The organism is Roseateles sp. So40a, from assembly GCF_048081605.1.
Lineage (GTDB): Bacteria > Pseudomonadota > Gammaproteobacteria > Burkholderiales > Burkholderiaceae_C > Roseateles.
On the sequence record NZ_CP182288.1, the window covers coordinates 1,645,382 to 1,671,341 of the forward strand.

Genomic DNA, 25,960 nt, shown 5'->3' on the forward strand with positions numbered 1-25,960 from the left:
CCTTGGCGGATGCCTCGCCCATGGGCGCCTTGGGCGTCGATAGAGTTCTTCAGATCAAAGGGCCGTCCCAGGTGTCTCGTAGCGAGCCACCTGGAACGGTCCTGATCAGAAGGACTCGCCATGCACGTTGTTGCCTCCACACCGAACGAAGGCGCATGCTCCGCCTTTGAAGAGAGCTACCTGGTGCGGACGCTCGGCCGCATCGCCGAGGACGCCGAGATCGCGTTGACCGAACTCGTGGCCAATGCGTGGGATGCGGGAGCGTCCCGCGTGGACCTCACCATTCCCGCGCATCCGGAAGGCCGCCTCATCGTCGAGGACGACGGACACGGCATGACCGCGGTCCAGTTTCGTGAGCGATGGATGATGCTCGGTTACGACCGCCTCAAGCATCAGCCCGCGGCGGTGGAGTTCCCGCCAGACCGGATCGACTGGCAGCGTCTTGCGCACGGGCGCAACGGCATCGGCCGTCATGGGCTCTTGTGCTTCGGGGATCGCTACGTGGTCGAGACGTGGCGCGACGGTCACGGCGCTCGATTCGAGGTGGACACCCAGGGTCATGAGCGTCCGATCCGGATTGATCGGGCGTCCACCTTTCCGGTGCCGGGCCACGGGACGCGTCTTTCAGTCGACGTTCGGCGTCACTGTCCGGATGCGAATGACCTCCTGGCCATGTTGGCCTTGCGATTCCTGCCGACCGACCGTTTCCAGGTGCGCGTGAATGGCCGGCTTGCCGCACTCGTGGCGAGGTCTTGCGTCATCAGGTGTGCAACCCTGGACATCCCAGGCGGAGCAGGTGTCGCGGTCAACGTGATGGACGAGTCGCAGGTTCCGGCGTCCCTGCGCCAGCAAGGCATCGGCTTCTGGGTGAATGGTCGTCGGGTCGGCACGCCCGGCTGGTGGGTCGGGGCGGAATCAGTCATGGATGGCGGCGGCCGCTTCGCTGAGCGGTACTCGTTCGCCGTCCATGCCGGCGACGAGTGGTCAGCGGAAGTGAGCCCGGATTGGTCGGGGTTCCGGTCGAGCCAGCGGGTGCAAGCGCTGCATGAAGCGGTGCGCAGCCATGCCCGTGCAGTCGCGGCGCAGCTCTCCGGCACGTTGATTGAAGAGAGTTCGGAAGAGGCCCTGGTGCGGAATCGCCAGGCCTTTGGGGCGCTGTCTCCATTGGGACGTGCCGAGATCGCGACGTTCGTGCGCGATCTGGCGAAGACGATGCCTTCCGCGTCGCAAGAGGTCTTGTCGGCGGCTGTGCATGCGGCCATCAAGCTGGAGCGGGCGAGGGGAGGCGCGGTGTTGCTTGAGAGGCTGACGACGCTGGATGAGTCGGACATCGACGGGCTCAATCGGCTCCTGAGCCAGTGGACGGTCCGCGAGGCCTTGACGGTGCTGGACGAGATCGACCACCGCATGACGGTGATCGCGACGATCGAGAAGCTGAGCGCCGACCCGGGTACGGACGAGTTGCACACGCTGCATCCGCTCGTGACCCAAGCCCGCTGGCTCTTCGGCCCCGAATTCGACAGCACCGAATACGCCTCCAACGTGTCCTTGCGGACAGCGGCGGAGACGATCTTCAAGAAGCGGCTGGCTCCGGACGCCTTTGACTTCCGCAGGCGCCGCCCCGATCTCCTGCTGCTCGCCGATGCGACCTGCTCCATCGTCGGCGCCGAGGGCTTCGACCCCGTCGAGGATGCGCTGACCAAGCATCGCCATGTGCTGATCGTGGAGCTCAAGCGCGGCGGGCATGAGGTCGGTCGGGACGACGTGCGGCAGGCCAACAACTACGTGCAGGACTTCTACTTCAGCGGCGCCATGGACGGCCCGACCCAGCTGACCGCGTTCGTCGTCGGACACACCATCGCCGCCACCGCGGGACGGGAGCTGCAGTTCATCGATGGCGGCCTGCCTCGCGCGCGCATCCGGGCGGTCACCTACGGCCAGTTGACGCGGTCCGCCCACCGCCGGCTGCTCTGCCTGAAAGACCGCATTCCGGCCCGCTACGACGAGATCACGGGGGCGGACCTCTCCGCCAAGGTCCTGAAGACCGCAGCACGCACGCACCTGCATCTGGTCGAGGGCAACGACGATTGAGGTGGAGGCTCCGTGGCGCCTGACGATCCCCGGGCGAAATGTTCCGCGCGGGCGGTGTCATCGAGGCCCCAGGCGCCTTCGGTAGACTTGCCCCCTGATGAACTCGACGGCACGAACTCCGACCGCAATGCCTGACCCCGGCCCCGAAGCCGTGGTCGATCCCCGACCTCCGAGCCCGGAGGCGCCCACCCCGCGTTTCGACCGGCTCGATGCCGTGCGGGGCCTGGCGATGGTGTGGATGACGGCGTTCCACTTCTGCTTCGACCTGAGCTACTTCCGGCTCATCACCGAAGACTTCTACCGCGACCCCTTCTGGACCTGGCAGCGCAGCGGCATCGTCAGCCTCTTCCTGCTCTGCGCCGGGATGGGCCAGGCGGTGGCGCTCGGCCAGGGTCAGACGGCCTACCGCTTCTGGCGGCGCTGGGGCCAGATCATGGGCTGCGCGCTGCTGGTGTCGCTGGGCTCGTGGTGGATGTTCCCGCGCTCGTACATCAGCTTCGGTGTGCTGCACGGCATGGCGCTGATGCTCATCCTGGTGCGTTTCGGCTTCGCGCGGCTGCCCACCGCGGCGCTGTGGGCCCTGGGCGCGCTGGCCATCGCGCTGCCTTTCCTGGTCGCCGATCCCTTCTTCGACACCCGCACCACGAATTGGGTCGGCCTGGTCACGCGCAAGCCGCTGACCGAGGACTACGTCCCGCTGCTGCCCTGGCTGGGCCCGATGCTGTGGGGCTGCGCGCTGATGCGCGTGGCGGCGGTGCGCCGCTGGATGCAGCGGCCGCTGAGTCTGCCGCTGCGGCCGCTGGCGGGACTGGGGCGATGGTCGCTGTCGTACTACATGGTCCACCAGCCGGTGATGATCGGCGCGCTGATGGGCGCGCGGCAGCTGGGGTGGATCTGAAGGGCTGCGACAATCGCGCCCCATGAGCTCCTCTCCCTCCAAGACCCAGATCCTGTTCGGCTTCCACGCCGTGACCGTGCGCCTGAAGACGGCGCCCGCGTCGGTGCAGGAGATCCTCTTCGACGCCACCCGCAAGGACCAGCGCATGCGCGGTTTCCTGGAGAAGGCGCAGGCCGCCGGCGCGCGGCTGGTCGAGAGCGACGACGACCGCCTGCAGAAGCTGTGCGGCACCACGCGCCATCAGGGCGTGGTGGCCCGCGTGAAGGTGGTGGCGCAGCAGCATTCGCTGGACGACCTGCTGGACACGGTCGAGGGCCCGCCGCTGGTGCTGGTGCTGGACGGCGTGACCGATCCGCACAACCTCGGCGCCTGCCTGCGGGTGGCCGACGGGGCGGGCGCGCACGCCGTGGTGGCGCCCAAGGACCACGCGGTCGGCCTGAACGCGACGGTTGCCAAGGTGGCCAGCGGCGCGGCGGAGACGGTGCCTTACCTGATGGTGACCAACCTGGCGCGCACGCTGGGCGAGCTCAAGGAGCGCGACATCTGGGTGATCGGCACGTCCGACCAGGCCGAGAAGACCTTGTACGACCTGGACCTGAGCGGCCCGGTGGCGCTGGTGCTGGGCGCCGAGGGGCAGGGGATGCGGCAGCTCACGGGCAAGACCTGCGACGAGCTGGTGCGCATTCCGATGCAGGGCGCGGTGGAAAGCCTGAATGTCTCGGTGGCGGCCGGCGTGTGCCTGTACGAGGCGCTGCGTCAGCGGCAGAAGAAGGGCTGAGGCCAGCGCGCGGGCCCGTCCGGGCACGCCGGGCATGGGTTTTGCGAAGCGAGATAATCGCGCCACTGCGGCCCTGCGGGGCCGCTTCGACATTCAAGAGGCCCTGACCGGGGCCCGATCCTCTCTTACCGGACCTCCTACCGCCATGGCCGTCATCGAAGTCAAGCACCCCCTCGTCAAGCACAAGATCGGCCTGATGCGGGAAGGTGACATGTCCACCAAGAAATTCCGCGAGCTGACCGGCGAGGTCGCTCGGCTGCTGGCCTACGAGGCGACGGCCGACTTCCCGCTGGAGAAGACGACGATCGCGGGCTGGTGCGGCGAGGTCGAGGTCGAGCAGATCGCCGGCCGCAAGGTGACGGTGGTGCCGATCCTGCGCGCGGGCCTGGGCATGCTGGACGGCGTGCTGGACATGATGCCCAACGCGAAGGTCAGCGTCGTGGGCCTGGCGCGCGATCACGAGACGCTGCAGCCGGTGAACTACTTCGAGAAGTTCGTGGGTCAGCTGGACCAGCGCACCGCGCTGATCGTGGATCCGATGCTGGCGACGGCGGGATCGATGATCGCGACGATCGACCTGCTGAAGAAGCGCGGCTGCAAGGACATCCGCGCGCTGGTGCTGGTGGCCGCACCCGAGGGCGTGGCCGCGCTGACGAAGGCGCACCCGGACGTGCGCTGCTGGACGGCGGCGATCGACTCCCACCTCAACGAGCAGGGCTACATCATCCCGGGCCTGGGCGACGCGGGCGACAAGATCTTCGGCACGAAGGACGTCTGAGCGTCACCGCCGGGAGGCGACGACCGGCGGCAGCGCTCATCCGTTCGCCGCCACCACCATCGGCATCGGCCGATGGTCGAGGTCCGACGAGATCGCCTGGTCCACCGGTCGGGGCAGCTCCAGGCCGGGACCCTCGCAGGCGGTCGCGCGGACCCATGGCGCGAAGGGCGCGCGGACCTCGCCGAACAGCATCGCGAACGGCACCTGCGCCGCGTCGAAGCCCGTGCCGATGCGCACGAAGCCCATCGGTACCCCGGTCCCCGAGGGATCGAAGAGATACCAGCGACGGCCGACATACGCCTCCACGTAGGCGTGGAAATCAGGCGCTCGCGCGGTGTCGGCGCCGAAGTCCGTGCCGGTGACATAACGGGCCGGGATCGACAGCGCGCGGCACAGCGCGATCATCAGATGGGCCATGTCGCGGCAGACCCCGACGCGATCCGTCATCGTGTCGAGCGCCGAGGTCCGCGTCGTCGACGCGCCCGGCACATACGCGATGTGCCGGCGCACCCAGGCCTCGATCGCCCGTACCCGTTCATGGCCCGGCGGCATCGCGCCGAAGACGGCCTCGGCCCAGGCGCCCAGCCGGTCGGACTCGCAATAGCGGCTCGGCATCAGGTAGGGCAGCACGTCGACCGGCAAGGCGTCGACCGGGGTTTCCTCGAGCGTGGCCGGGTCGCTCAGCAGATGCTCGATCGTCACGCTCGCGGCGTAGCTCAGGTGCAGCGGGCCGCGCGGCGCGCGCACCCGGATCACGCGGTTGCCGGCGGGCGCGTTCTCGGCGCGCCAGGGCAGGTCCTGCGCGATCGTCACCTGCTCGCAGAGCACGCGTTGCGCCGCGGTGCGCGCGGGCTGCACGCTGAAGAGGAAGTCGCCGAAGGCCGAGTCGACGAGGTAGTCGAGCTCGAATTGCAGGTCGAGGCGGATCATGGCGTGGAGATCCTGGGCTGGGGTGGGGCGTCGCCGCGCGCGGCGGCATCGATGACGCAATGGATGAAATGGAGCTTGGGCACCACGTCGCGGACCAGCACGAACGGATAGAAGTCGGGCTGGCCCATCGCACGGGACATCTCGTTCATCACGCTGGTCACGGCGATCCAGGTGTGGAGGAGCTCGAGGAAGGCCGGGCCGGTCGGGTGGTCGGGGCGCCAGAGCGCGTCAGCGGTGAAGGGCTTGTCACCGCCCGCATCGGCCAGCGGCTGGAGCAGCCGGAATCCCGCGGCGGTCGCGAGGGTGTCTCGCAGGTGCAGGTAATGGGCCCAGGTCTCGGCCCAGTCCTCCCAGGGATGGCTGCTGGCGTAGGCCGAAATGAAGTGTGAAGCCCAGTCCGGCGGCGGGCCGTTGTCGTAGTTGCGCTTCAGCGCCGCGGCGTAGTCGGCGCGCTCGTCGCCGAAGAGCTCGCGGCAGGCGGGCAGCCAATCGGTATCGGCGACCAGCTGCAGCCAGTAGTGATGGCCGACCTCGTGGCGGAGGTGGCCCAGCAGCGTCCGATAGGGTTCGTGCAGCTGCTGGCGGGCACGCTCCCGGTGGGCGTCGTCGGCCTCGTCGATGTCGATGGTGATGACACCGTCGGCATGGCCGGTCATGACCTTGGGCTGGCCGGGCAGGGAACGCAGGAAGTCGAAGGCGAGCCCGCGCCGCGGATCGACGGCCTTGGACACCACCGGCAGGCCGAGCTCGAGCAGCTGCGCGATGACGCGCCGCTTGGCGCGTTCCATGCGACCCCAGAGCTCGCCGTTCTCCGGCACCGACAGGTCGGGGATCCTGCGGTTGAGCGCGCAGGCGATGCAGTACCGATGCGGTGATTGATCATCGAGCGGCACCAGCCAGTTGCAGCCGGCGGCGGTGTCGAAATTCGCGCATCGCGTGAAGAGACCGTCATGACCCGTCACGCGCCAGGTGTGTGGAGAGGAGCCCGGCACGAGCGCATGCAGCGAGGCGTCGCTCGAGAGAAAACCGAGCGCCGAGCCACAGGCGAGGCACGCGCTGTTGCGGAAGAAAACGCGGCGCCCGCAGACGCAGCGGTAATGGTGGGAGGAAGGGCGGGAGGAACGTGTGAGCACGGAGGCGACATGGCAAGCCTGGGGCCCGTGAGGCGCGTCTGTGCCCTGTTCGCTGGCGGTGTAGGACCGATCCGACTTGGAGATGCGTCTCTGCCCTGCACCACGGTCGAGGTCCGTTCCCTACGATGAAGTTGTCCCACCGAAAAGCAGTTCCGCAACGGTGGCAACGCAGCTTCACTTTCAGGAGATCGACCATGAACAAGGACCAAGTCAAGGGCGCCGCGAAGGACATCGCTGGCAAGGTGCAGCAGAAGACCGGTGAGGTCGTGGGCAGCACCGAGCAGCAGGCCAAGGGCCTGGCCAAGCAGGTCGAGGGCAAGACCCAGAAGAACTACGGCGACGCCAAGGAAGCGATCAAGGACGCCAACAAGCATTGAGCGTCACGCCCCTGCGGAGCGCCTTGAGCGCTTCGCCAGCGCGTAAAGCCAGGGACGGCCGATGGATGCATGTCCATCGGCCTTTCTTTCATGCGATGTCGAGAATGGGGCCGGCGATTCGTCGTCCAGGCATCAACCTCACTTGGAGCTCCCATGAAATACCTCGGCCTCGCGTACTTCACCCCCGAGAAGTTCGCGGAAATGTCGCCCGAAGAGGTGAAGGCGCTGGTCAGCCAGTGCCCGGCCCTCGACGAGAAGATGCAGGCGACCGGCAAGATGCTGGTGTCAGCGTCGCTCGGCGACCTGGAGACGTGGAAGACGCTCCGGCCGCGCGCGGGCAAGACGCACGTCACCGACGGCCCCTACACGGAGGCCAAGGAAGTGGTCGGCGGACTGTTCATCATCGAGGCGGACGATGCCGATGAGGCCTTGCGTATCGCGTCCATGCATCCCGCCGCCCAGATCGGCGACGTCGGCGGCTGGGCGGTGGAACTCATCCCGATGGACTTCTATCTGGGGCGATGAGGTCAGCGCCGGAATGCAAAGAGCGCGGCGCCGTAGTACCCGACCTGCATGGCGCAAACCACCGGAATCCAGCCGATCTTGTTGTATTGGGTGGGGAAATTGAACAGCACCAGGACGGCCACACAAGTCAGGATGATGGGTTTCGCCAATAGGATCTGATGGAGCCGGGGGAAGGGTTGGTCCGTGTCCCAGCACAGCCGCTCCTCATGGATGTGCGCGGGTAGAGATACTCGAAGAACGTAGACGAAGTACAGCGCCATGACGGCAATGCTGGTGAAAGACCATATATTGGCGTCGCGGATGGGTGCGGTATCGTAGATCGTGATCAAGGAGATGGTCGAGGCGATTCCGTTGAGAATCACCGCTTGCCGGTGCAGCGTGCGTGGGGTCATGGATGATAGAAATGCACCCGCAAGGCGGGTGCATTGTCAGTATCAGGAAGTCGATTGATCGGTCTCGGTGCCGGTCACCCGATCCCCGATATATCCTCCCGCCGCGCCGCCAAGCGCAGAGCCGATGGTCTGGCCGAATTTCCTTCCCACCACATATCCGACCATGGCCCCCGCTGGGCCAAAGACGGCGCCAATGGCTGCGCCGGCCACGCCGCCGTAGAGCTCGCCTGCCACTCCCCCAGCGATGCCTCCCACCGCCACGCCCGCTGCCGCTCCTTCGGCTGTGCCGCCGTGGACCAGATCAATTTCTGCGTCTGTCAAAACTTGCATTCTCAGAACCTGAATGGTTGTCGATGGATCTGCGGCCATCGATCGCCGCCGGCACGTTTCACCCGCACCTGGCAGATGCCCGTAAAGGCAACTGTTGATCCGACGGTATTCGATGGGTTTGAGGGCGTGGCGCTTAAGTTGACTTGTTCAGGCTGATATTTCAAAAGTTCTTTGATCGAATCAATTCAGTCTTATGCGTGATTGGATATGTGCGGTGGAAGTTTCGAGGCGGCTCGCGCAACTTACTTGCTAGTGGGGCACTTTGCTCCAACATTAGTCGGTTAGTGCCCCACCTCGATAGGTGGGTGGAATTCGCGCCAAACGTGTTGATCGCGATCCTTTGACAATGTCAAGAGACGTTTTGATGTCGTGCAATCTGTGGTCTGTCAGCCAAATGAGGGATCTGACTTTGCGTCTCCTCAAAGCTCGTCGTCCTCTTCATGCTCCGGATCCGGCCCGGCGGACGGGTCATCGCCGCTGGGCAAGTCCTCGACGTCGATCGATGCGTCGATGTCGCTGTTGTCCGGTGAGCGGGTGACGCGATCGGGAAGAATGTCCGCCGACTCGTGATCGTGGCCGGGCGTCGCGGACGCGCGCTCGCCAGTCCCGAAACGGTCGGTGTCGGAGCCGGCCTCGGACGGCGTCGCCCCGAGTTCATCGGGATCGTCCGCGCCCGTGGCCATGCGGCGCTCGTTGGAGACGTCGCTGCCGCTGTCCGAGCTGTCGCTCGGGCCGAGCGCGTCGGTGCCGCGGCCCTTGGCCTGCGAGGGGGCGGGCGTGCCGCCGAGGATGCTGCTGGTGGCCATGGAAACTCCTTGCAGGGACCCGAAGGTCGATGCCGGAGATCGGCAAGCGCGGGGCCCGGCCGACCGGGTGTCAGGCCCCGTTGAGCGCGGCCTTCAGATGGGGTGCGGTCCGCGAGGCGGGGTGCCCCGCGACGTCGTCCGGGGTGCCCGTCGCGACGATCCGGCCGCCGGCCCCGCCTGCGCCCGGTCCCAGGTCGATGACCCAGTCCGCGGCGGCGACCACGCGCATCTCGTGTTCGACCACCACCACCGTGTGGCCCGCCTCGACCAGGTCGCGCAACTGCGCCATCAGCTTGTCGACGTCCGACGGGTGCAGCCCGGTCGTCGGTTCGTCCAGCACGTACAAGGTGTGCCCGCGCGCCGCACGCTGCAGCTCGGTGACGAGCTTGATCCGCTGGGCCTCGCCGCCCGAGAGCTCCGTCGCCGGCTGACCGAGCCGCAGGTAACCCAGCCCGATCCCTTGCAGCAAGCCCAGTGGCCGCGCGAGCGCGGGTTCCTCGGCGAAGAACTCGAACGCCGCGTCGACCGTCATGCCCAGCACGTCGGCGATGCTGCGGTCCCGGTACAGCACCTTCAGCGTCGCCTCGTTGTAGCGCGCGCCATGACACGCGGGGCAGGGCGCGAAGACGCTGGGCATGAACAGCAGCTCGACGCTGACGAAGCCTTCGCCCTCGCAGGTCTCGCAGCGGCCCTTGGCGACGTTGAACGAGAAGCGCCCGGCGTCGAAGCCGCGACGCCGCGCGGCCGGTGTGGCGGCGAAGAGCTTGCGCACGTGGTCGAACAGCCCCGTGTACGTCGCCAGGTTGGAGCGCGGCGTGCGTCCGATCGGCTTCTGGTCGACCCGCACCAGGCGCCGGATCGCCTCGGCGCCCTCGGTGATGCGGCCGCTCGTCGGCAAGAGTCCAGCGCCGCTGTCGCCTCGACCCTCCGGACCCGAGGCGTCCGCGTCCTGGTCGTCATCGAGGCCCGCGGGCTCATGCCCGAGGTGCGCGCCGACGAGATCCACGAGCGCGCGGCTCACCAGCGAGGACTTGCCCGAGCCCGACACGCCGGTGACCGCGGTGAACACGCCCAGCGGGAACGCCGCGTCCACGTTGACGAGGTTGTTCTGCGTGATGCCTTCGAGCTTCAACCAGCCCTTGGGCGCGCGGCGCGCGCGATCTCCCGTTTCCGCCTCGCTCGCCTCAGGGAAGAGGTACGCGGCAGTGCGCGAACCCTCGACGCCGCGCAGTCCCTGCGGCGGGCCGCTGTAGAGCACGCGGCCACCGAGTTCGCCCGCGCCCGGCCCGACATCGACGATCCAGTCCGCGGCGCGCATCAGGCCGAGGTCGTGCTCGACGACGAAGATCGAGTTGCCCGCCGCCTTCAGCGCTTGCAGCGACGCGAGCAGCGATTCGCCGTCCGCCGGGTGCAGCCCCGCCGAGGGCTCGTCGAGCACGTAGACGACGCCGAAGAGGTTGGAGCAGATCTGCGTCGCCAGGCGCAGCCGCTGCAGCTCGCCCGGCGAGACCGACGGCGTGGCACGCTCCAGCGACAGGTGGCCCAGTCCGAGCGTGAGCAGCGGCCGCAGCCGCATCAGCACGTCGTCGACGAGGCGGTGCGCGGCCAGGCGCTTCTCGTCGCTGAGGCCGTCCATCGCGGCGTCGCCGAGGTGCCGAGCGAGCTCCGCGAGCGGGCAGCGTGCCAGCGCGCCGATGTCCAGCCCGCCGAAGGTCACGGCCAGCGCCTCGGGCTTGAGCCGCTTGCCGTCGCAGGACGGGCAGGCGCCGCCGATCAGGTAGCGCGACACGCGGCGTTTCATCAGCGCGCTCTGCGTCGTCGCGAAGGTGTGCATCACGTAGCGCCGCGCGCTGCTGAAGGTGCCCTGGTAGCTCGGCTCCATCTTGCGGCGCAGCGCGTCCTTGGTCTCCGCGGGCGTGAAGCCGGCGTAGACGGGGACGGTGGGCTGCTCGTCAGTGAACAGGATCCAGTCGCGCGTCTTGCGCGGCAGCTCGCGCCAGGGCTTGTCGACGTCGATGCCCAGCGTGACGAGGATGTCGCGCAGGTTCTGCCCATGCCACGCTGGCGGCCACGCCGCCACGGCGCGATCGCGGATGGTGAGCGTGTCGTCGGGGACCATCGACGCCTCGGTGACCTCGTACACGCGGCCCAGGCCGTGGCAATGCGGACAGGCGCCCTGCGGCGTGTTGGGCGAGAAGTCCTCCGCGTACAGCATCGGCTGCTTCGCCGGGTAGCGGCCGGCGCGCGAGTACAGCATGCGCAGCAGCGAGGACAGCCCCGTCACGCTGCCCACCGAGGAGCGCGCGCTCGGCGTGCCGCGTTGCTGCTGCAGCGCGACGGCCGGCGGCAGTCCCTCGATCGCGTCGACCGCCGGCACGCCGACCTGATCGATGAGCCGGCGCGCGTAGGGCGCGACCGATTCGAAGTAGCGGCGCTGAGCCTCCGCGTAGATCGTGCCGAAGGCCAGCGAGGACTTGCCCGAGCCCGACACGCCGCTGAACACCACAAGCGCGTCGCGCGGGACGTCCACGTCGACGTCCCGGAGGTTGTGCTCCCGCGCGCCGCGCACCTGGACGAAGGCGGTCCGGCCACGGTCCGGCTGGTTCGCGTCGAGGAGGGGCTCGGGATGCTGGGGCGGGGGCGGGGGCGGGGGCGGGGGCGGGGACGGGGGCATGGAGGTCCTTGGGCGGTGAGCCAGTGGGCGCAGCGGGATCGTCATTCTGGCAAGCGCGGGTCCCGTGCGCCCGTATCATCCGGCTCGCTCGCGCACGGCCGCGCGGGATCCAGCCCCCTCGAATGACGCGACCGATCCTGTCGATCCCGGTGATGCCCCTGCGCGCGCGACGAGCCCGGCGCGGTGATCGGGCACGCCTGGCGGCGCTGGGGGCGCTGACGGCCCTGGCCTGGTCCTGCCTGGTCGGCGCCGCGCCGATGCCGGCATCGCTGGCCGAGTTCAAGCACACCGCCTGGCCGATGGAGCGCGGCGCGCCCAGCCGCATCAATTCCATCAGCCAGACCCGCGACGGTTTCCTGTGGATCGGCAGCGTCGAGGGGCTGTTCCGCTTCGACGGCGTGAGCTTCGAGCCCATCGGCCTCGCGGATGCCGAGCCCGCGCAGCGGCTCGTGGTCTCCAGCCTGCGCGCGGCGCGCTCGGGCGAGTTGTGGGTCGGCCTGGCGCGCGGGCGCGGCGTGGCGGTGCTGAGAGAGGGCCGACTGCTCGACGCCCGCATGCCGCATCCGTCGCGCGAGGTCAACGACATCGAGGAAGACGACCAGGGCGGGATCTGGATCGCGCGCGGTGGCCGCAGCACGCTGGGCCTGGCCCGCTTCCACGCCGGGGCCTGGCGGGAGTTCGGACCCGACGACGGGCTGCCTGCCCAGCCGGTCTGGGACCTGCACCTCGCGCGCGACGGGTCGATGTGGGTGGCCCTGTCGCAGGCGCTGGCGGTGCTGCGGCCGGGCCAGACGCGGTTCACCGTCACGCAGGATCGTCTCGAGCCCCGCGCCAGCCTGTCCGAGGACGCGCAGGGGCGGCTCTGGATCTCCGATGCCCAGGGTACGCGCCGGCTGGCTGCAGCCGACCGGCAGGACGCCGTGATCCCGCATCCCGGACCGGTGGGCGGCACGCGACTGTTGTTCGATCGGCAGGGCGATCTCTGGACGACGACCTGGAACAGCGGCCTGCTGCGCATCCGCGCGCCCGGCCAGGCTCTGCCCGCCACGGGCGCGGGCAAGGACCGCGTCGCGTCGCTGGACGCCGCCGATGGCCTGACCTCCGACCAGACGCGCGCGCTCTTCCAGGACCGCGAGGGCAGCCTGTGGGTGGGCACCGAGTTGGGGCTGGATCAGCTGCGTCCGGCCAGCGTGGTGGTCGAGCCCGGCCTGCCCAACAACTCGCCGACGAGCTACCGCCTTGCCGCCGCGCGCGACGGCACGGTCTACGTGGCCGATGCGCAGGCGCTGTACGCGATCGCGCCGGGTGCGGATCCGCGCCGGGTGCGGGTGAACGGCAGTCCCGCCGAGGCGCTGTGCGCGGCGCGCGCGGGCGGCGTGTGGCTCTTTCTGGCGGATCGGGTGCTGCGCGTGGACGCGCGAGGGGCCGAGCGCTTCGCCAAGCCCCCGGGGACCATGGCGTACGGCTGCGCGGAGGATGCCGAGCATCGGCTCTGGATGCCGGCGCTGGATCGTGGCCTCCACTGGATGAAAGACGGCGCCTGGTCCCGATGGCGGGAAGCCGAGCCGTCGCCCTCGTTGCCCGCCAACGCCGTGCTGGACGGGCAGGGAGGCGCTGCCATCCTGTTCCGCGCGGCCCCGCCCTCGGGCGAGTTGCCCTTCCTGGCGCTGGAGGCGTCGCGCTCGCCGGCCGGCGGGATCGAGGGACTGCTGCCCACGAGCGCCGGGCTGGCGGTCAGCGGCAGTCGAGGGCTGGCGATGGTGGAGGCGGGGCCGGCTGGCGGGCCCAGCGCGGCGTCACCCGCTTTGCTGGGCATCGAGGCGGCGCCCTGGGCCGCGTCGCTGAACGGATGGGCGCAATCGGTCAACGGCGAGGCCTGGGCGATCGGCGATGCCGGCATCGTGCGGCTGCGCGCGGGCGAACTCGAGTCGGCGCTCGCGGGCGGGTCCGCGCCAAAGGCGCGCGTCTTCGGTTTCCAGGACGGACTCAACAGCTTCGTGCAGAAAGCGCCGGGCGCGCAGGTGGCGGTCGGTGGCGATGGCCGCGTGTGGTTTCTTACGCGGCGCAACGTCGTACGCATGGACCCCGCGACGCTGGCGGACAACGCCTTGCCGCCGCCGGTGCTGGTGCGATCGGTGGTGGCGGGCGATCAGGAGATCGCCGCCGGTCCGCGCGTGGTCCTGCCGGCAGGGACGACCACGGTGCGCGTGGCCTTCACCGCGCTGAGCCTGGCGGTGCCGTCGCGGGTGCGGTTCAGCCACCGCCTGGTCGGCGTGGACGAGGCCTGGTCCGCGCCGAGCCCGCAGCGCAGCGTGGTCTTGTCGGACCTGCGGCCCGGGGACTATCGATTCGAGGTCCGCGCCACCAACAACGATGGGCTGTGGAGCGCGCAGCCGGCGGTGATGAGCGTGTCGATCCCGACGACGCTGACGCAGTCATGGCCGTTCAAGCTGGCGATGGGCGCTGCGGGGCTGCTGGTGATCTATGGGCTGTCGATGCTGCGCATGCGGCAGGTGCTGGCGCGGGTGCGCGAGCGGGACGCGGAGCGCGCGAGCGAGCGTGAGCGCATCGCGCGGGACATGCACGACACGCTGCTGCAGAGCGTGCAGGGGCTGATCCTGCATTTCCAGGCGGCAGCCAACAAGCTGCGCGGGCAGAACGGGCAGCGCAGTGAGGGCGGCGAGAGTGGCACGAGGGGCGAGCTCGACAGCGTGCTGGAGCGCGCCGAGGATGTGTTGAGCGAGGGCCGCGATCGCTTGCAGGGCTTGCGCCGCACGCGCACGGGCGAACTCGAATTCGAGGCGCGCCGGCTGCTGCAGCAACAGCCCTTCACGGACCGCACGCGGGTCGGCGTGGTGAGCGAGGGAACGCCGCGCCGGGTGCGGGCGGATGTCTTCGACGAACTGTCGTTCATCGTGGGCGAGGCGCTGTTCAACGCGGCGCGACATGCCGAGGCCACCGAGGTGGCGGTGCATCTCAGCTATGGACGGCGTTGGCTCGGGATCGAGGTGAAGGACAACGGCGTGGGGCTGCGGCCCGAGAAGCTGTCACGCGCGCAGGCGTCGGGCCACTTCGGCATGCGCGCGATGCGGGAGCGTGCCCGCTCGATCGGCGCGCAGTTCGCGGTGACCGATCTGCCGGGGCAGGGCACCTGCGTGTCGCTGCGCATCCGCGCGGGGATCGCGTATGCGAGCGGTGGCGGCGTGAGCGAGAGCGAGGGCGCGGAGGGTGCCGTGTCGGTCTGAGACCGCGGAGATGGCGGTTGACCGTGCCTGCGCTGATGAGCGTGGACCGTCTGCCGGCGGCATACTCCGCCCATGTCGAAAGCCGGAGAGCCGCTCGTCCGTCCGGGTCAGGTGTTGCGCACGCTGTCCGAGGACGCGGCCGCGGCGATGACGAAAGCCTGGATGCAGGTGTATGGCCGTCGTGGACAAGGGCTCAACATGAAGGACTTCATGTGGCACGTGTTCAGCGGCGGCGGATATGACTGCGTGTCCGGGCAGGAGGCGTTGGCGGCTTATGCCACGCGACAGGCGGCGGAGTACGTCGTGCTGTCCAACGATCGACGCACGGTGTTCGTCACCGATGTGCGGCCTGATCGGGCCGCGCTGTCCGACTACATGGTCTTCCCGTCGAACCTCGCGTGGACGATGGCCTTCACGCATGAAGACGGTTGGCTCGGTCCGTACTTCGCGGTTCATCCGGACGCGGCCCGGCTGGAGGCCGACATCCTGGCGGGCATCCGCAAGAAGCAGCAGATCGAGGCCGCCCGGGCGAAGGGGTGGATCTAGCCGTTGAGGTCCAGGACCGCAGCGATCAGTTCATCACCAGGTCGTCGATCATCTGCTCGAAACCGTCGAGGGCCGGGTCGTCGCCGGTCTTCGTGAGGACGCTCATGGCGACCATGGTGGCGCCGACGTTCCACTTGGGATGACGGCAAAGCGCCACCTTGAACTTGACCGTCATCGGCTTCGTGCTGGCCGGATCGGGGCGCGTCGCACCCACCGCGCACATGTAGCGCCCGGGCTTCTCCGGCTGGAGCTCCATGGGGCCGACCTCGATGGTGTCGGGAATGACGATCAGGCCGGCGGAGGCTTGCTGGAACTCCTTGACCAGTTGCTCACGCGTGTCCGACGCGCCGATCTTCACCGCGGCCAGGCGGAGGTTCCACAGCCGCTGACGCGGCGCGTCCTGCCAGCGATAGGTCAGGGACATGTCGTCGGACTTGAGCAGCTTCCAGTCGGATCCTCCCGGGATCGTGCTGGAGAACAGGGATCGGCTCACGGGTGTGCGCTCCGCAGGGTCCGCGTGGACGGGCGCGATGCAGGCCAGGAGGAGCAGCGCGGCAGCGAGTGTTTTTGTTGAGAAGGGCATTGGTTCAGGGTGAAAGGGATAGGCGTCGGTCTGCGCCATCGCAGACGGAAGGACGGCGTTGCGTACAGCGCGATGGTCTTGGGACTCAATGTTTGAAGCCGGCGGCGAAGTCCTTGGCCCAGGCTTGATCGGTGGGGTTGAGCGCGGCGAGCTTCCGGTCCGCGTACTCCTTCTGGTACTTCAATGCACGACTGCCTCGCTTCTCGTAGCTGGCAGTGAGCGCCATTTCCAGGGCCGCGTCGAGCTTGGGATCGATCGGCGCGTACAGACCGTGGCCGTACGCCGATGACAAGGCTCTCAGCGCATCCGCATTGCCAGCCTTCGCATCGCGCATCAGCAGATCGAAAGTGGTGCGCTTCCACTCCAGCACCAGGGGGTCATCCGGGCGCTGCGTCAGGGCTGAGATGTCTCCATTCGGACCGGCCTCCAGCAGCGCGACGGATGAGCCCGGCACCCGTGCGGCGAGCGCTGCATTCAGCCACGTCATGAAGTCGCGCTGGAAGGCGAAAGGCATTGCCTTGCATTCATCAAGCTGGCGTTGATACGTCTGCTTGTACTCCGCTGATCCTGGCACCTCGACATTGGCGGTCTCCAGGTCCCGCATGACGTTGCAGCGGGCCACGAGCGTGTGGGCTTTGAGCAAGGACTCCGGATCATTGCGCGCCAGAAGCGTCTCGATCCGGGACCGCAGCGATGCCGGTTGCGATGTCGGCGCGGCGGATGGGGGCGCGGCGATCTTCGGCGAAGGCTCGAGGACATGGCTCGTCCTGTGAGGCACCGACGACGCGACGATGGTCGGAGGCGATGCCACGGTCGCTGCGGCAGCTTCGACGGGCCCGTCGATAGGGTCGATGAGCAGGTAGGCCACGGAGGCGGCTGCAACCAGTGCGCCACCGAGGAGGAGCGATCTCCTGGTCTTGAGTCCCAGGTCTTTCCAGCCGATGCGGATCACGATCTCACCGCTCCGGCAGCACCATGCGCGCGATGCTGATCATCGGCCGCGCGTCGGTCTCCGAGTACGGCGACCAATGCCGCGAGCCGGCGTTCAGTTCGCTCGGCAAGGGCACGTACCAGATCAGCGGCCGGGTGGCGGCATCGACGATCTGCACGGCGGCGCCCGGTCGATCCATCGACGCGGACATCACCAGGAAGTAGCGCTGGTCCGCGGCCAGGCGCAGCCGCACCGGCGGCGCACCGGGGCGATCGCCCAGACGCGTCTCCAGCACATGTTCCCCCGGTGCGACCGAGATCGCCGTCCAGGTCTCCGCCGGCATGGCGGCCAGCATCCGCGCGCCTTCGCGCACGGTCAGCGTCGCGTCGTCATGCGGCGCCCGGATCAGATAGATCAGCGACTGGCCGGGCAGCGGGTCTTGAAGCACCAGCGTGGCGGGGTCGGGATAGCTGCGCTGCGCGCAGCCCGCGCCCAGCGTCGCGAGGATGCCGGCGACCGTTGCGGTCGACATGGCACGCAGAGCCCGGCGGCGCGATGTCCGCCGAGCGTTGTCGATGATCGACATGTTCTTGTCCTCCCAGGGAGCCTCGAGCCTAAGGCGAAGCACCTTCCTCGCGCCTTGGGACTGGCCCCAGGGGCGCCACGCTCACACCACCCCCAGCGCCCCCAGCACCCCGCCCGCCAGCACCAGCCACACGATCCCGATCCTGGTCCGCATGGTCAGCAGCACCGTCGCGACGATCATCGCCAGCGTGGCCCAGCGATGCTCGGGCTCGACCAGGTAGGGCGCGGCGAGCAGCCAGCCCGTGGCGATCATCAGCCCCAGCGTCAGCGGCGCCATGCCCACGGTGAACGCGCGCACCCCGAGGTGATCGCGATTGCGGCGCGCCCAGCGCGTCGCCGCCACCACCAGCGTCGTCGACGGCAGCAGGATGCCCGCCATCGCCGCCGTCGCGCCCAGCAGCCCCGACACGTTGAACCCCAGCACCGCCACGAACAGGATGTTGGGACCCGGCGCGGCCTGCGCCAGCGCGATCGAGCTCGTGAAGCTCTGGTCCGTCAGCCAGTGCCGCTCATCCACCAGGTAGCGATGCATGTCCGGCGCCGTCGTGATCGCGCCGCCGATCGACAGCAGCGACAACATCAGGAAATGCAGCATCAGCGCGCCGAGCTCGGGCCAGCTCAGCGTGCCCGTCAGCATCTGATGCCACGGGACGGGGGCGCTCGCGGCGGTCGCCATGGCGGCTGTCGCGGCTGCAGTCCCAGACAAGGCCGCGCTGACCGTGGCGCTCATCGCTGAACTCCGGCGCGGCTGCGCTTCAACGCGATCGTGGCCAGCGCCATGCCCAGCCCGCCGACGCTCAGCACGATCCAGAACAGCGGCAGCTTCAGCCACACCGTCGCCCCGAACACCAGCGCCGCCAGCGTCAGGCCGGGCATCAGCCCGACCGGGTTCTTCTTCAACGAGGGCAGCAGCTTGAAGCCGGTGGCCAGGATCAGCCCCGCCGACACCGCGCCCATGCCGCGCAACGCGCCCGTCATCCGCGGCGAGGCCAGCCAGGTCGTCGACAAGGCCGCGAGCACCAGCACGATCACCGCCGGGAAGAACATCATCCCGGCCAGCGCCACCAGCGCGCCGCGAAGGCCGAAGAATCGGTCGCCGATCATCAGCGAGATGTTCACGATGTTGGGCCCGGGCAGCACCTGCGCTACGGCCAGCGTCTCGACGAATTCCTCGCGCGACATCCAGTTCAGCCGCTCCACGAGCTCGCGCTGCGCCACCGCCAGCACGCCGCCGAAGCCCTGCAGCGCCAGCCACGTGAAGGCCCAGAACAGCTGCGACAGCGATTCGGGTTGCGCCAGCGCCGGCGCGGGCGTTGAGTCAGGGGAGGGTGGCGCCGCCGGCGTCACCGGTGCACCTTCAGCGCATCCGGATTGACGATGTTGCTCGGCTTGCCGGCCATGTAATTCAGCACGTTGTCGAACGCCGCGTCGAAGTACATCTGGTAGCTGTCCTGCTCGACATACCCGATGTGCGGCGTGCACACGGCATTCTCCAGGCGCAGCAGCGGATGGCCTTGCAGGATGGGCTCGGACTCGAACACGTCCACCGCCGCCATGCCCGGCCGGCCCCGGTTGAGGCCCGACACCAGCGCGCCATCGGCCACCAGCTCCGCCCGCGAGGTGTTCACGAACAGCGAGGTCGGTTTCATTCGCGCGAGGTCCTCGCCGGTCACGATGCCGGTGGTCTCGTCGGACAGCCGCAGGTGCATTGACAGCACGTCAGCCTGCTCGAAGAAGGCCTCGCGCGTGTCGGCGGCCTGGTGGCCGTCGGCCTGGGCGCGCAGCCGCGAGGCCTCGCTGCCCCACACGAGCACCTGCATGCCGAAGGCCTTGCCGTAACCGGCCACGAGCTGGCCGATCTTCCCGTAGCCCCAGATGCCCAGCGTCTTGCCCCGCAGCACCATGCCCAGCCCGAAGTTGGGCGGCATCGAGCCCGACTTCAGCCCCGACTGCTGCCACACGCCGTGCTTGAGCGTGGCGATGTACTGCGGCAGCCGCCGCATCGCGGCCATGATCAGCGCCCAGGTCAGCTCCGCGGGCGCGATCGGCGAGCCGCCGCCCTCCGCGACCGCGATCCCGAGCCGGGTGCAGGCGTCGATGTCGATGTGCTTGCCCACGCGGCCGGTCTGCGAGATCAGCTTGAGCTTGGGCAGCTTTTCCAGCAGTTGGCGCGAGAAGTGGGTACGTTCGCGGATCGTTACGAGGACTTCGGCATCCCGCAGCCGGATCGACAATTGGCCGATCCCCTTGACGGTGTTGGTGAAGACCTTGGCGTTCAGCGCGTCCAGCTTGACGGCGCAAGGCAGCTTGCGCACGGCGTCCTGGTAGTCGTCGAGGATGATGATGTTCATAGGCGTGCGGGGTCCGATCCTACTCGCGTCGCACGACCACCTGAAGGCCATTGGGCGAGCGTCGTGCAACAGATCGGAACAGGCACTAGCATCCGGCCCGCTTCGCATCCCACCCCCCTAGAGACACGAGGAGATCTCCATGGACATGTACGCCGCCACCGTGCCGGTGTTTGATCGCATGCTCGCCAGCATGCAGACCTGGCTGCGCACCGCGCGCGATCACGCGATCGCCAAGGGCTTCGATGAATCCGTCTACCTGACGATGCGCCTGGCACCGGACATGCTGCCGCTGTCGCGCCAGATCCAGATCGCCAGCGACGCCGCCAAGAGCGGCGCGGCCCGCCTGGCCGGCATCGAGGTGCCGAGCTGGCCCGATACCGAGGCGACGCTGGAGGAGCTCGTCCAGCGCATCCAGAAGACGCGGGACTTCATCAAGACGGTCAGCGCGGAGCAGATCAACGGTTCGGAGACGCGCTCGGTGAGCGTGCCGCGCCGCGACAAGGAACCGCTGCAGTTCCAGGGCCAGGACTTCACGCGTTTCTTCAACCTGCCCAACTTCTACTTCCACGCCACCACGCTCTACGCGCTGCTGCGCCATGCGGGCGTGCCGCTGGGGAAGATGGACTTCCTGGGGCAGCCGAAGTAAGGAGCAGCGGGTTTCTCTCGACAGCACATCGGGGGAGCCCTCACCCCAACCCCTCTCCCGCTTCGCGGGCGAGGGGCTGCTGCGCTGTGGAGCATTGAGGCTCCCTCGCCCGCGAAGCGGGAGAGGGCGGGGGGTGAGGGCTCGTGTCAGCCCAGCAGCCGGCGCAGGAGGCTCTTGCTCTGCGCGAGTTGCCGGTTGAGCGCGATCAGGCGGGCTTCGGCTTCCGCCTGGTTGATGCCCCGGGCGACTTCCGTGTAGATCGCCGTGCGCAGGTGCCACAGGTCTTGCGGATGCCGCGCGTGGACGATGTGGCGGAGCAGGGCGCGCACGCGCTCCATCGTCGGCGCGTCTGCGTCCACCGCCAGGTCATTGACGCTCGCCCGGAACGCCGAGCGCAGCTTGGCCATCGCGCGGGCGCTCGCCTGCGGCCGGCGGCTCTCGCCGGGCCACAGCCGCATCAGGCTCTGGAACAGCGAATCCCCGCTGCGCCGCCGCGTCGGCGCGTCATTCATCGCCGCGCCCCCGGTGCCGCCCAGGCGGCTGACCGGCTCCACCCAGCTCTGGGTATCCACCGCGCGCGTGTCGATGTCGTCGAGCTCGGCCCCGTCGGCCGCGTCCACGATCTCGTCCCAACGAGACAGGCTAGGAATCACCTTCATGGGTGGTTTCTTCTTGGCGTGATTGATCGAACGCGCGTCCCTCGACGTCCCTTTCCGGGCTTGCTCGCACCGCGCGGCGTCCCGGCTCTGAGGCCCGGATCGCGAGACGATTGTGGAAGTCGCCCCTGTCCCCAGAACCCCGGATAAGGCCGTGACGCGGGCCTCAAATCGTGCTCAAGTTCTCGTTCCGGCTGCCGATAACGGGCCCATGGGGCAGGCCGCCGGTGTCCGCGGCCGCCCGGGAAGGGGCATCCGAAGGAGGGGAATTGGGCGGTCGGCACCGTCCAATTGCCGGGATGCCTCCCGTGAACGCGCGGACACAATCCGATCAGGCGGCCCCTGGGTCCGCGCCGGCACGTCCGGCCGATACCCGCCGGACCGCGTCACGTCCCCGAAAGCCCGATCACATGGACATCGCCCGCCCCAGCATGCCGAACTTGAGCGTTCCCGCCCCGCTGGCCCAGGAATGGGAGCAGCTGCTGAGCCGCGCCCGCGAGGCCACCCTCCCGCTGCCCGAGCTGATGGACCGGGGCAACTTCTTCCAGGCGCAGAACCTGGGAGACGCCGCCGCCCATCTCTATGAGACCTGGCTGGCGCACGACGGCCATCCCCCCGCGGCGCGCCTGGTGGCGCTCTACAACTGGGGCACGGTGCTGGGCAACATCCAGCAGCACGAACGCGCCGAGCAGGTCTATCGCGAGGCGCTGGCCATCAGCCCGACCTTCGCCCAGGCCCGGCTCAACCTCGGCCATCAACTCGAACACATGCAGCGCGTGGACGACGCGCTCGCCGCCTGGCGTGAGGTGTACGACGGCACGCAGCCGATGGAGGCGCTGGGCGCGGAGCCCACCGGCCTGCGCACCCATGCGCTGAACAACGCCGCCCGGCTGCTCGAGCTGCAGCGCCGCTACGAGGAATCCGAAGCCCTGATGGTGCGCAGCCTGACGCTCAATCCCGAGCAGACGGATGTGATGCAGCATTACGTGCATATCCGGCAGAAGCAGTGCAAATGGCCGGTGTACGAGGCTTTTGGCGAAGTCACGCACAACAAGCTGCTGATCGCGACCTCGCTGCTGGCGACGCTGAGCGCCACCGACGATCCTGCGCTGCAGATGGGCGCGGCCCAGCGTTTCGTCCATGAGAAGGTGGTCAAGCAGAAGGAGGCGCTGTGGCGTCATCCGGTCTCGGTCGCGGCGCGCCAGCAGGGCGGCAAGATCAAGATCGGTTACCTGTCGGGCGACCTCTGCATGCACGCGGTGGGCCTGCTCACCGCGGAGCTCTACAGCCTGCACGACCGCGAGAAATTCGAGATCCACGCCTTCGACTGGAGCCGTGAGGACGGCACCTCGCTGCGCAAGCGCATCCTGATGTCGATGGACAAGGTCTGGCGCCTGAACGCGATGGACGACGCCACCGCCGCCAAGCTGATCGCCCAGGCCGGCATCGACGTGCTGGTGGACCTGCAGGGCCTGACCAGCGGCGCCCGCCCCAACATCCTGGCCCACCGGCCCGCGCCGGTGCAGGTGAGCTACCTGGGTCTGCCGGCGACCTCGCTGCTGCCCGGCGTGGACTGGATCCTGGCGGATCGCTTCACGATGCCGCCCGAATACCTGCCGTACTGCTCAGAAAAGCCCATTTACCTGCCGCACTGCTACCAGGTCAGCGACCGCCAGCGCGAGGTCGGCGCCGATCCGACGCGCGCGCAGTACGAACTGCCCGAGGACGCCTTCGTCTTCTGCTCGTTCAACAACAACCACAAGATGAATGCCGAGATGTTCGGCGCCTGGATGCGCATCTTGCACGGGGTGCCGAACTCGGTGTTGTGGCTGCTGGCGGACAACGAATGGGCCAAGGCCAACCTCAAGCGCGAGGCCGAGGCCGCCGGCATCGACGCCTCGCGGCTGATCTTCGCGCCGCGCGTGGCGCCGCCGGACTACCTGGCCCGCTTCCAGCTGCCGGACCTGGTGCTGGACACCTTCCCGTACAACGCCGGCACGACCGCCAGCGACTGCCTGTGGATGGGCACGCCGATCCTGACGCGCTCGGGCCGCAGCTACATCTCCCGCATGTGCGGCAGCCTGCTGACCGCCGTCGGCCTGCCGGACCTGATCACCTTCTCGGTGGACGAATACGTCGAGCGCGCCATTCAGATCGGCTTGAATCCCGGCCGGGCGCGCTCCTACAAGCGATACCTCCGCGACGAGGGCCGCAACAGCGCACTTTTCGACATGCCGGCCATCGTCCGTGACATCGAGCGCGAATTCGAGCAATTGGCCCTCGCCCATCGGGCATGAACTGACGAAGATCCCGTAAATGACCCGGCCGCACGATCCCTTCTTCGACGGTGACCCGCACGCTCGCCGCCCCGGCCTGCGCCTGGCGGCCGAGGACGGCCAGCGCGCGCCCGGCATCCCCGACGAGCCGGTCGATCCGCTGGCGGACCTGGCAGCGCAGCCCGCGGTCGATCCGCTGCTGCAGTGCCTGGCCTGGCTGACCCAGCACCACGGCCGCGCGCGCTCCGTCGATTCGCTGCGCGCGGGCGCGCCGATCGAGGGCGCCATCAGCCCCGACCAGGCCATCCGCCTGATGCGCGAGGCCGGCTACAACGCCGGGCTGCTGCGCAAGGGCATCGAGGAGATCAACCAGCTGCTGCTGCCGGCGGTGCTGCTGCTCAACGGCGGCGACGCCTGCGTGCTGGTGCGCCGACTGGACGACGACGCCAGCGGCGTGCGTTACGAGGTGGTCTTCCCCGGCCCCGAGGCCGCCAGCTGCGTGGCGCCGGCCGCCGAGCTGGACCAGGAATACAGCGGCTTCATCCTGGCCGTCACCCCGCAGGAGGTCTCGCAGGCCAAGCCGATGGGCGGCGCCAAGGAAGAGGCCCCGCTGCTGCAGTCCGACTCGCACTGGCTGTTCGGCACGCTCAAGCGCTTCATCCCGTACTACCGCTCGGCCATGCTGGCCGCGCTGCTGAGCAATGTGCTCATGATGGTGTCCGGGCTGGTGACCTCGGTCATCTACGACAAGGTCATCCCGCACCAGGCCTTCGTCACGCTGTGGACGCTGGCCGTGGGCGCCGGGCTGGCGCTGGTCTTCGACCTCTTCGCGCGCCAGCTGCGGGCCCACCTGATCGACCTGGCCGGCCGCAAGACCGACCTGATCGTCGGCGCCAAGCTCTTCCGCCAGACGCTGGGCGTGCGCATGGAACACCGGCCCGCGTCCGCCGGCTCCTACGCGCATTACCTGGCCCAGGTCGAGGTCGTGCGTGACTTCTTCACCTCGGCCACGATGTCGGTCCTGACCGACCTGCCGTTCGTGATCCTGTTCGTGGCGATGACCTTCATCATCGGCGGCCCGCTGGGCTGGGTGCTGATGGTCGCGATCCCGCTGATGCTGCTGATGAGCTTCGGCATCCAGGGCTACCTGCGCCGCGCGATGCGCACCAACATGACCGAGTCGGCCGACCTGCACGGCACGCTGGTCGAGGCGCTCGAGGGCCTGGAAGACCTGAAGACTGCCGGCGCCGAGGGCCGCTTCCTGCGCCGCTACGAGCACAGCACCGCCATCGTCGCCGAGTCCGCGCTGCGCGCCCGCACGATGGCCAGCTGGAGCATGAACATCTCGATGACCATGCAGCAGGCGATCAACCTGGTCATGCTGGTCTGGGGCGTCTACCTGATCAACGAGAGCGTCATCAGCGCCGGCGCACTGATCGGCGCGGTCATGTTTGCCGGCCGCGCCACCGTGCCGCTCAACAGCCTGGTGAGCCTGGCCACGCGCTACCAGGGCGCGCGCGCCGCGATGCTCTCGCTGAACTCGGTGATGAGCGCGCCGGTGGAGCGCGACTCCACGCGCAACTACGTCCCGCTGAACCAGATCACCGGCCGCATGGGCCTGAACGACATCGGTTTCTCGTACCCGGCGCAGGGCGACGCGCAGTCGCCCAAGGTGCTGCGCAACGTGACGATGCGCGTGCAGCCCGGCGAGCGCATCGCGATCCTGGGCCGCATCGGCAGCGGCAAGTCCACCGTGCTGCGCATGCTCGCGGGGCTGTACCAGCCCACCGAGGGCAGCGTGGAGATCGACGGCATCGACCTGCGCCAGATCGACCCGGCGGAGTACCGCGGCAAGGTCGGATTCGTGTCGCAGGAGCCGCGTCTGTTCCACGGCACGCTGCGCGACAACGTGCTGATGGGCCGCCATGTCGACGCGCAACGCCTGGTCGAGGTCGCCAAGCTGACGGGCCTGGACCGCGTGGTCGCGGGCCACCCGATGGGCTGGGACCTGCCGGTCGGCGAGATGGGCTCGCTGCTCTCCGGCGGTCAGCGCCAGCTGGTCGCGCTCGCGCGCAGCCTGGTCACCAAGCCGCAGATCCTGCTGATGGACGAGCCCACCAGCTCGATGGACGCGCAATCCGAGATCGCCTTCCTGCGCCAGCTGCGCGACGCGGCCGGCAGCTGCACGCTGATCATGGTCACGCACCGTCCGGCGGTGCTGGAGCTGGTCTCGCGCATCGTCGTCGTCGACAGCGGCCGGCTCGTCATGGACGGTCCGCGCGACCAGGTGCTGGCGGCGCTGTCGGGCGCGCGCCCGCCGGGCCAGCCCCAGCAGCAGCAAGCGCAACCGGGTCAAGCCGCGCAGGGCGCGCCGGTCCACGTGCATCCGGCGGCGCAGGCCGTGAACCGCGCGGCGTCGGTCTGACGCC

General features: G+C 68.9%; 24 protein-coding genes. 11 read left to right on the forward strand and 13 right to left on the reverse strand.

All coding sequences use genetic code 11. From position 1 onward, the window contains the following. Positions 1-120: 120 nt before the first annotated feature. From ACNI65_RS07650 to upp, 4 genes are all read left to right on the forward strand, one after another. Complete coding sequence (locus ACNI65_RS07650; RefSeq protein ID WP_416762181.1) at positions 121-2,091, forward strand: ATP-binding protein; 1,971 nt, start codon at positions 121-123, stop codon at positions 2,089-2,091. 127 nt (positions 2,092-2,218) lie between these two features. Next, positions 2,219-2,989 (forward strand): DUF1624 domain-containing protein, encoded by a 771-nt coding sequence (locus tag ACNI65_RS07655; RefSeq protein ID WP_416762182.1) that lies wholly within the window; start codon positions 2,219-2,221, stop codon positions 2,987-2,989. Between the two features lie 22 nt (positions 2,990-3,011). Then, positions 3,012-3,767: a 23S rRNA (guanosine(2251)-2'-O)-methyltransferase RlmB gene (gene rlmB / locus ACNI65_RS07660; RefSeq protein ID WP_416762183.1), complete on the forward strand. Its 756-nt coding sequence runs from the start codon at positions 3,012-3,014 to the stop codon at positions 3,765-3,767. Positions 3,768-3,912: 145 nt separating this feature from the next. Next, positions 3,913-4,545, forward strand: coding sequence for a uracil phosphoribosyltransferase (upp, locus tag ACNI65_RS07665; RefSeq protein WP_416762185.1), 633 nt, complete (start codon positions 3,913-3,915; stop codon positions 4,543-4,545). Positions 4,546-4,581: 36 nt separating this feature from the next. Here the strand turns inward: upp and ACNI65_RS07670 are convergent, their stop codons facing one another. Then, positions 4,582-5,475, reverse strand: coding sequence for a transglutaminase-like domain-containing protein (locus ACNI65_RS07670; RefSeq protein WP_416762187.1), 894 nt, complete (start codon positions 5,473-5,475; stop codon positions 4,582-4,584). Beyond that, positions 5,472-6,608 (reverse strand): zinc-binding metallopeptidase family protein, encoded by a 1,137-nt coding sequence (locus tag ACNI65_RS07675; protein ID WP_416762188.1) that lies wholly within the window; start codon positions 6,606-6,608, stop codon positions 5,472-5,474. Before ACNI65_RS07675 ends, ACNI65_RS07670 begins: the two co-directional genes overlap by 4 nt. Before the next feature lie 194 nt (positions 6,609-6,802). On the opposite strand from ACNI65_RS07675, the gene ACNI65_RS07680 reads away from it, so the two are divergent. Together ACNI65_RS07680 and ACNI65_RS07685 are read left to right on the forward strand one after the other, a co-directional pair. After that, complete coding sequence (locus tag ACNI65_RS07680) at positions 6,803-6,985, forward strand: CsbD family protein (RefSeq protein WP_416762189.1); 183 nt, start codon at positions 6,803-6,805, stop codon at positions 6,983-6,985. Between the two features lie 153 nt (positions 6,986-7,138). Beyond that, positions 7,139-7,510: a YciI family protein gene (locus tag ACNI65_RS07685; protein WP_416762190.1), complete on the forward strand. Its 372-nt coding sequence runs from the start codon at positions 7,139-7,141 to the stop codon at positions 7,508-7,510. 2 nt (positions 7,511-7,512) lie between these two features. Here ACNI65_RS07685 and ACNI65_RS07690 read toward each other — a convergent pair whose 3' ends face one another. The 4 genes from ACNI65_RS07690 to ACNI65_RS07705 form a co-directional block, all read right to left on the reverse strand. Then, entirely contained in the window at positions 7,513-7,902 is a 390-nt protein-coding gene (locus ACNI65_RS07690; protein ID WP_416762191.1) for a hypothetical protein, read from the reverse strand. Positions 7,903-7,944: 42 nt separating this feature from the next. Continuing rightward, positions 7,945-8,271 (reverse strand): hypothetical protein, encoded by a 327-nt coding sequence (locus ACNI65_RS07695; RefSeq protein WP_416762192.1) that lies wholly within the window; start codon positions 8,269-8,271, stop codon positions 7,945-7,947. Positions 8,272-8,651: 380 nt separating this feature from the next. Continuing rightward, positions 8,652-9,038, reverse strand: a complete 387-nt coding sequence (locus tag ACNI65_RS07700) for a hypothetical protein (RefSeq protein WP_416762194.1) — start codon at positions 9,036-9,038, stop codon at positions 8,652-8,654. A gap of 70 nt (positions 9,039-9,108) precedes the next feature. Next, positions 9,109-11,712 carry an excinuclease ABC subunit A gene (locus ACNI65_RS07705; RefSeq protein ID WP_416762195.1) on the reverse strand — a complete coding sequence of 868 codons (2,604 nt, stop codon included), beginning with the start codon at positions 11,710-11,712 and terminating at the stop codon, positions 9,109-9,111. Positions 11,713-11,834: 122 nt separating this feature from the next. Here ACNI65_RS07705 and ACNI65_RS07710 point away from each other — a divergent pair, with 122 nt between their 5' ends. Then, positions 11,835-14,957 carry a two-component regulator propeller domain-containing protein gene (locus ACNI65_RS07710; RefSeq protein ID WP_416762196.1) on the forward strand — a complete coding sequence of 1,041 codons (3,123 nt, stop codon included), beginning with the start codon at positions 11,835-11,837 and terminating at the stop codon, positions 14,955-14,957. A gap of 72 nt (positions 14,958-15,029) precedes the next feature. Beyond that, a complete protein-coding gene (locus tag ACNI65_RS07715; RefSeq protein ID WP_416762198.1) occupies positions 15,030-15,503 on the forward strand; it encodes a DUF4275 family protein in 474 nt (157 codons plus the stop codon). Between the two features lie 25 nt (positions 15,504-15,528). Here the strand turns inward: ACNI65_RS07715 and ACNI65_RS07720 are convergent, their stop codons facing one another. From ACNI65_RS07720 to ACNI65_RS07745, 6 genes are all read right to left on the reverse strand, one after another. Continuing rightward, positions 15,529-16,125, reverse strand: a complete 597-nt coding sequence (locus tag ACNI65_RS07720; protein WP_416762199.1) for a hypothetical protein — start codon at positions 16,123-16,125, stop codon at positions 15,529-15,531. Positions 16,126-16,171: 46 nt separating this feature from the next. Continuing rightward, the gene (locus tag ACNI65_RS07725; protein ID WP_416762201.1) at positions 16,172-17,038 is read right to left on the reverse strand and encodes a hypothetical protein; all 867 of its coding nucleotides are present in this window, start codon (positions 17,036-17,038) and stop codon (positions 16,172-16,174) included. A gap of 4 nt (positions 17,039-17,042) precedes the next feature. Next, positions 17,043-17,549 (reverse strand): hypothetical protein, encoded by a 507-nt coding sequence (locus tag ACNI65_RS07730; protein ID WP_416762202.1) that lies wholly within the window; start codon positions 17,547-17,549, stop codon positions 17,043-17,045. A gap of 135 nt (positions 17,550-17,684) precedes the next feature. Next, the gene (locus ACNI65_RS07735; RefSeq protein ID WP_416763587.1) at positions 17,685-18,239 is read right to left on the reverse strand and encodes a chromate transporter; all 555 of its coding nucleotides are present in this window, start codon (positions 18,237-18,239) and stop codon (positions 17,685-17,687) included. An 89-nt stretch (positions 18,240-18,328) separates the two neighbouring features. Further along, positions 18,329-18,949, reverse strand: coding sequence for a chromate transporter (locus tag ACNI65_RS07740; RefSeq protein ID WP_416762204.1), 621 nt, complete (start codon positions 18,947-18,949; stop codon positions 18,329-18,331). Next, positions 18,946-19,953 (reverse strand): D-2-hydroxyacid dehydrogenase family protein, encoded by a 1,008-nt coding sequence (locus ACNI65_RS07745; RefSeq protein WP_416762205.1) that lies wholly within the window; start codon positions 19,951-19,953, stop codon positions 18,946-18,948. Before ACNI65_RS07745 ends, ACNI65_RS07740 begins: the two co-directional genes overlap by 4 nt. Positions 19,954-20,092: 139 nt before the next feature. Between ACNI65_RS07745 and ACNI65_RS07750 the strand changes: the two genes are divergently transcribed. Further along, positions 20,093-20,599, forward strand: coding sequence for a DUF1993 domain-containing protein (locus tag ACNI65_RS07750; protein WP_416762207.1), 507 nt, complete (start codon positions 20,093-20,095; stop codon positions 20,597-20,599). A gap of 146 nt (positions 20,600-20,745) precedes the next feature. On the opposite strand, the gene ACNI65_RS07755 is transcribed toward ACNI65_RS07750, so the two are convergent. Further along, complete coding sequence (locus ACNI65_RS07755; protein WP_416762208.1) at positions 20,746-21,258, reverse strand: hypothetical protein; 513 nt, start codon at positions 21,256-21,258, stop codon at positions 20,746-20,748. A 437-nt stretch (positions 21,259-21,695) separates the two neighbouring features. Between ACNI65_RS07755 and ACNI65_RS07760 the strand changes: the two genes are divergently transcribed. Next, on the forward strand, positions 21,696-23,552 hold the full coding sequence (locus ACNI65_RS07760; protein WP_416762210.1) for an acetylglucosamine transferase: 1,857 nt from the start codon (positions 21,696-21,698) through the stop codon (positions 23,550-23,552). A 19-nt stretch (positions 23,553-23,571) separates the two neighbouring features. After that, positions 23,572-25,956: a type I secretion system permease/ATPase gene (locus ACNI65_RS07765; RefSeq protein WP_416762211.1), complete on the forward strand. Its 2,385-nt coding sequence runs from the start codon at positions 23,572-23,574 to the stop codon at positions 25,954-25,956. The last annotated feature ends 4 nt before the right edge of the window (positions 25,957-25,960 follow it).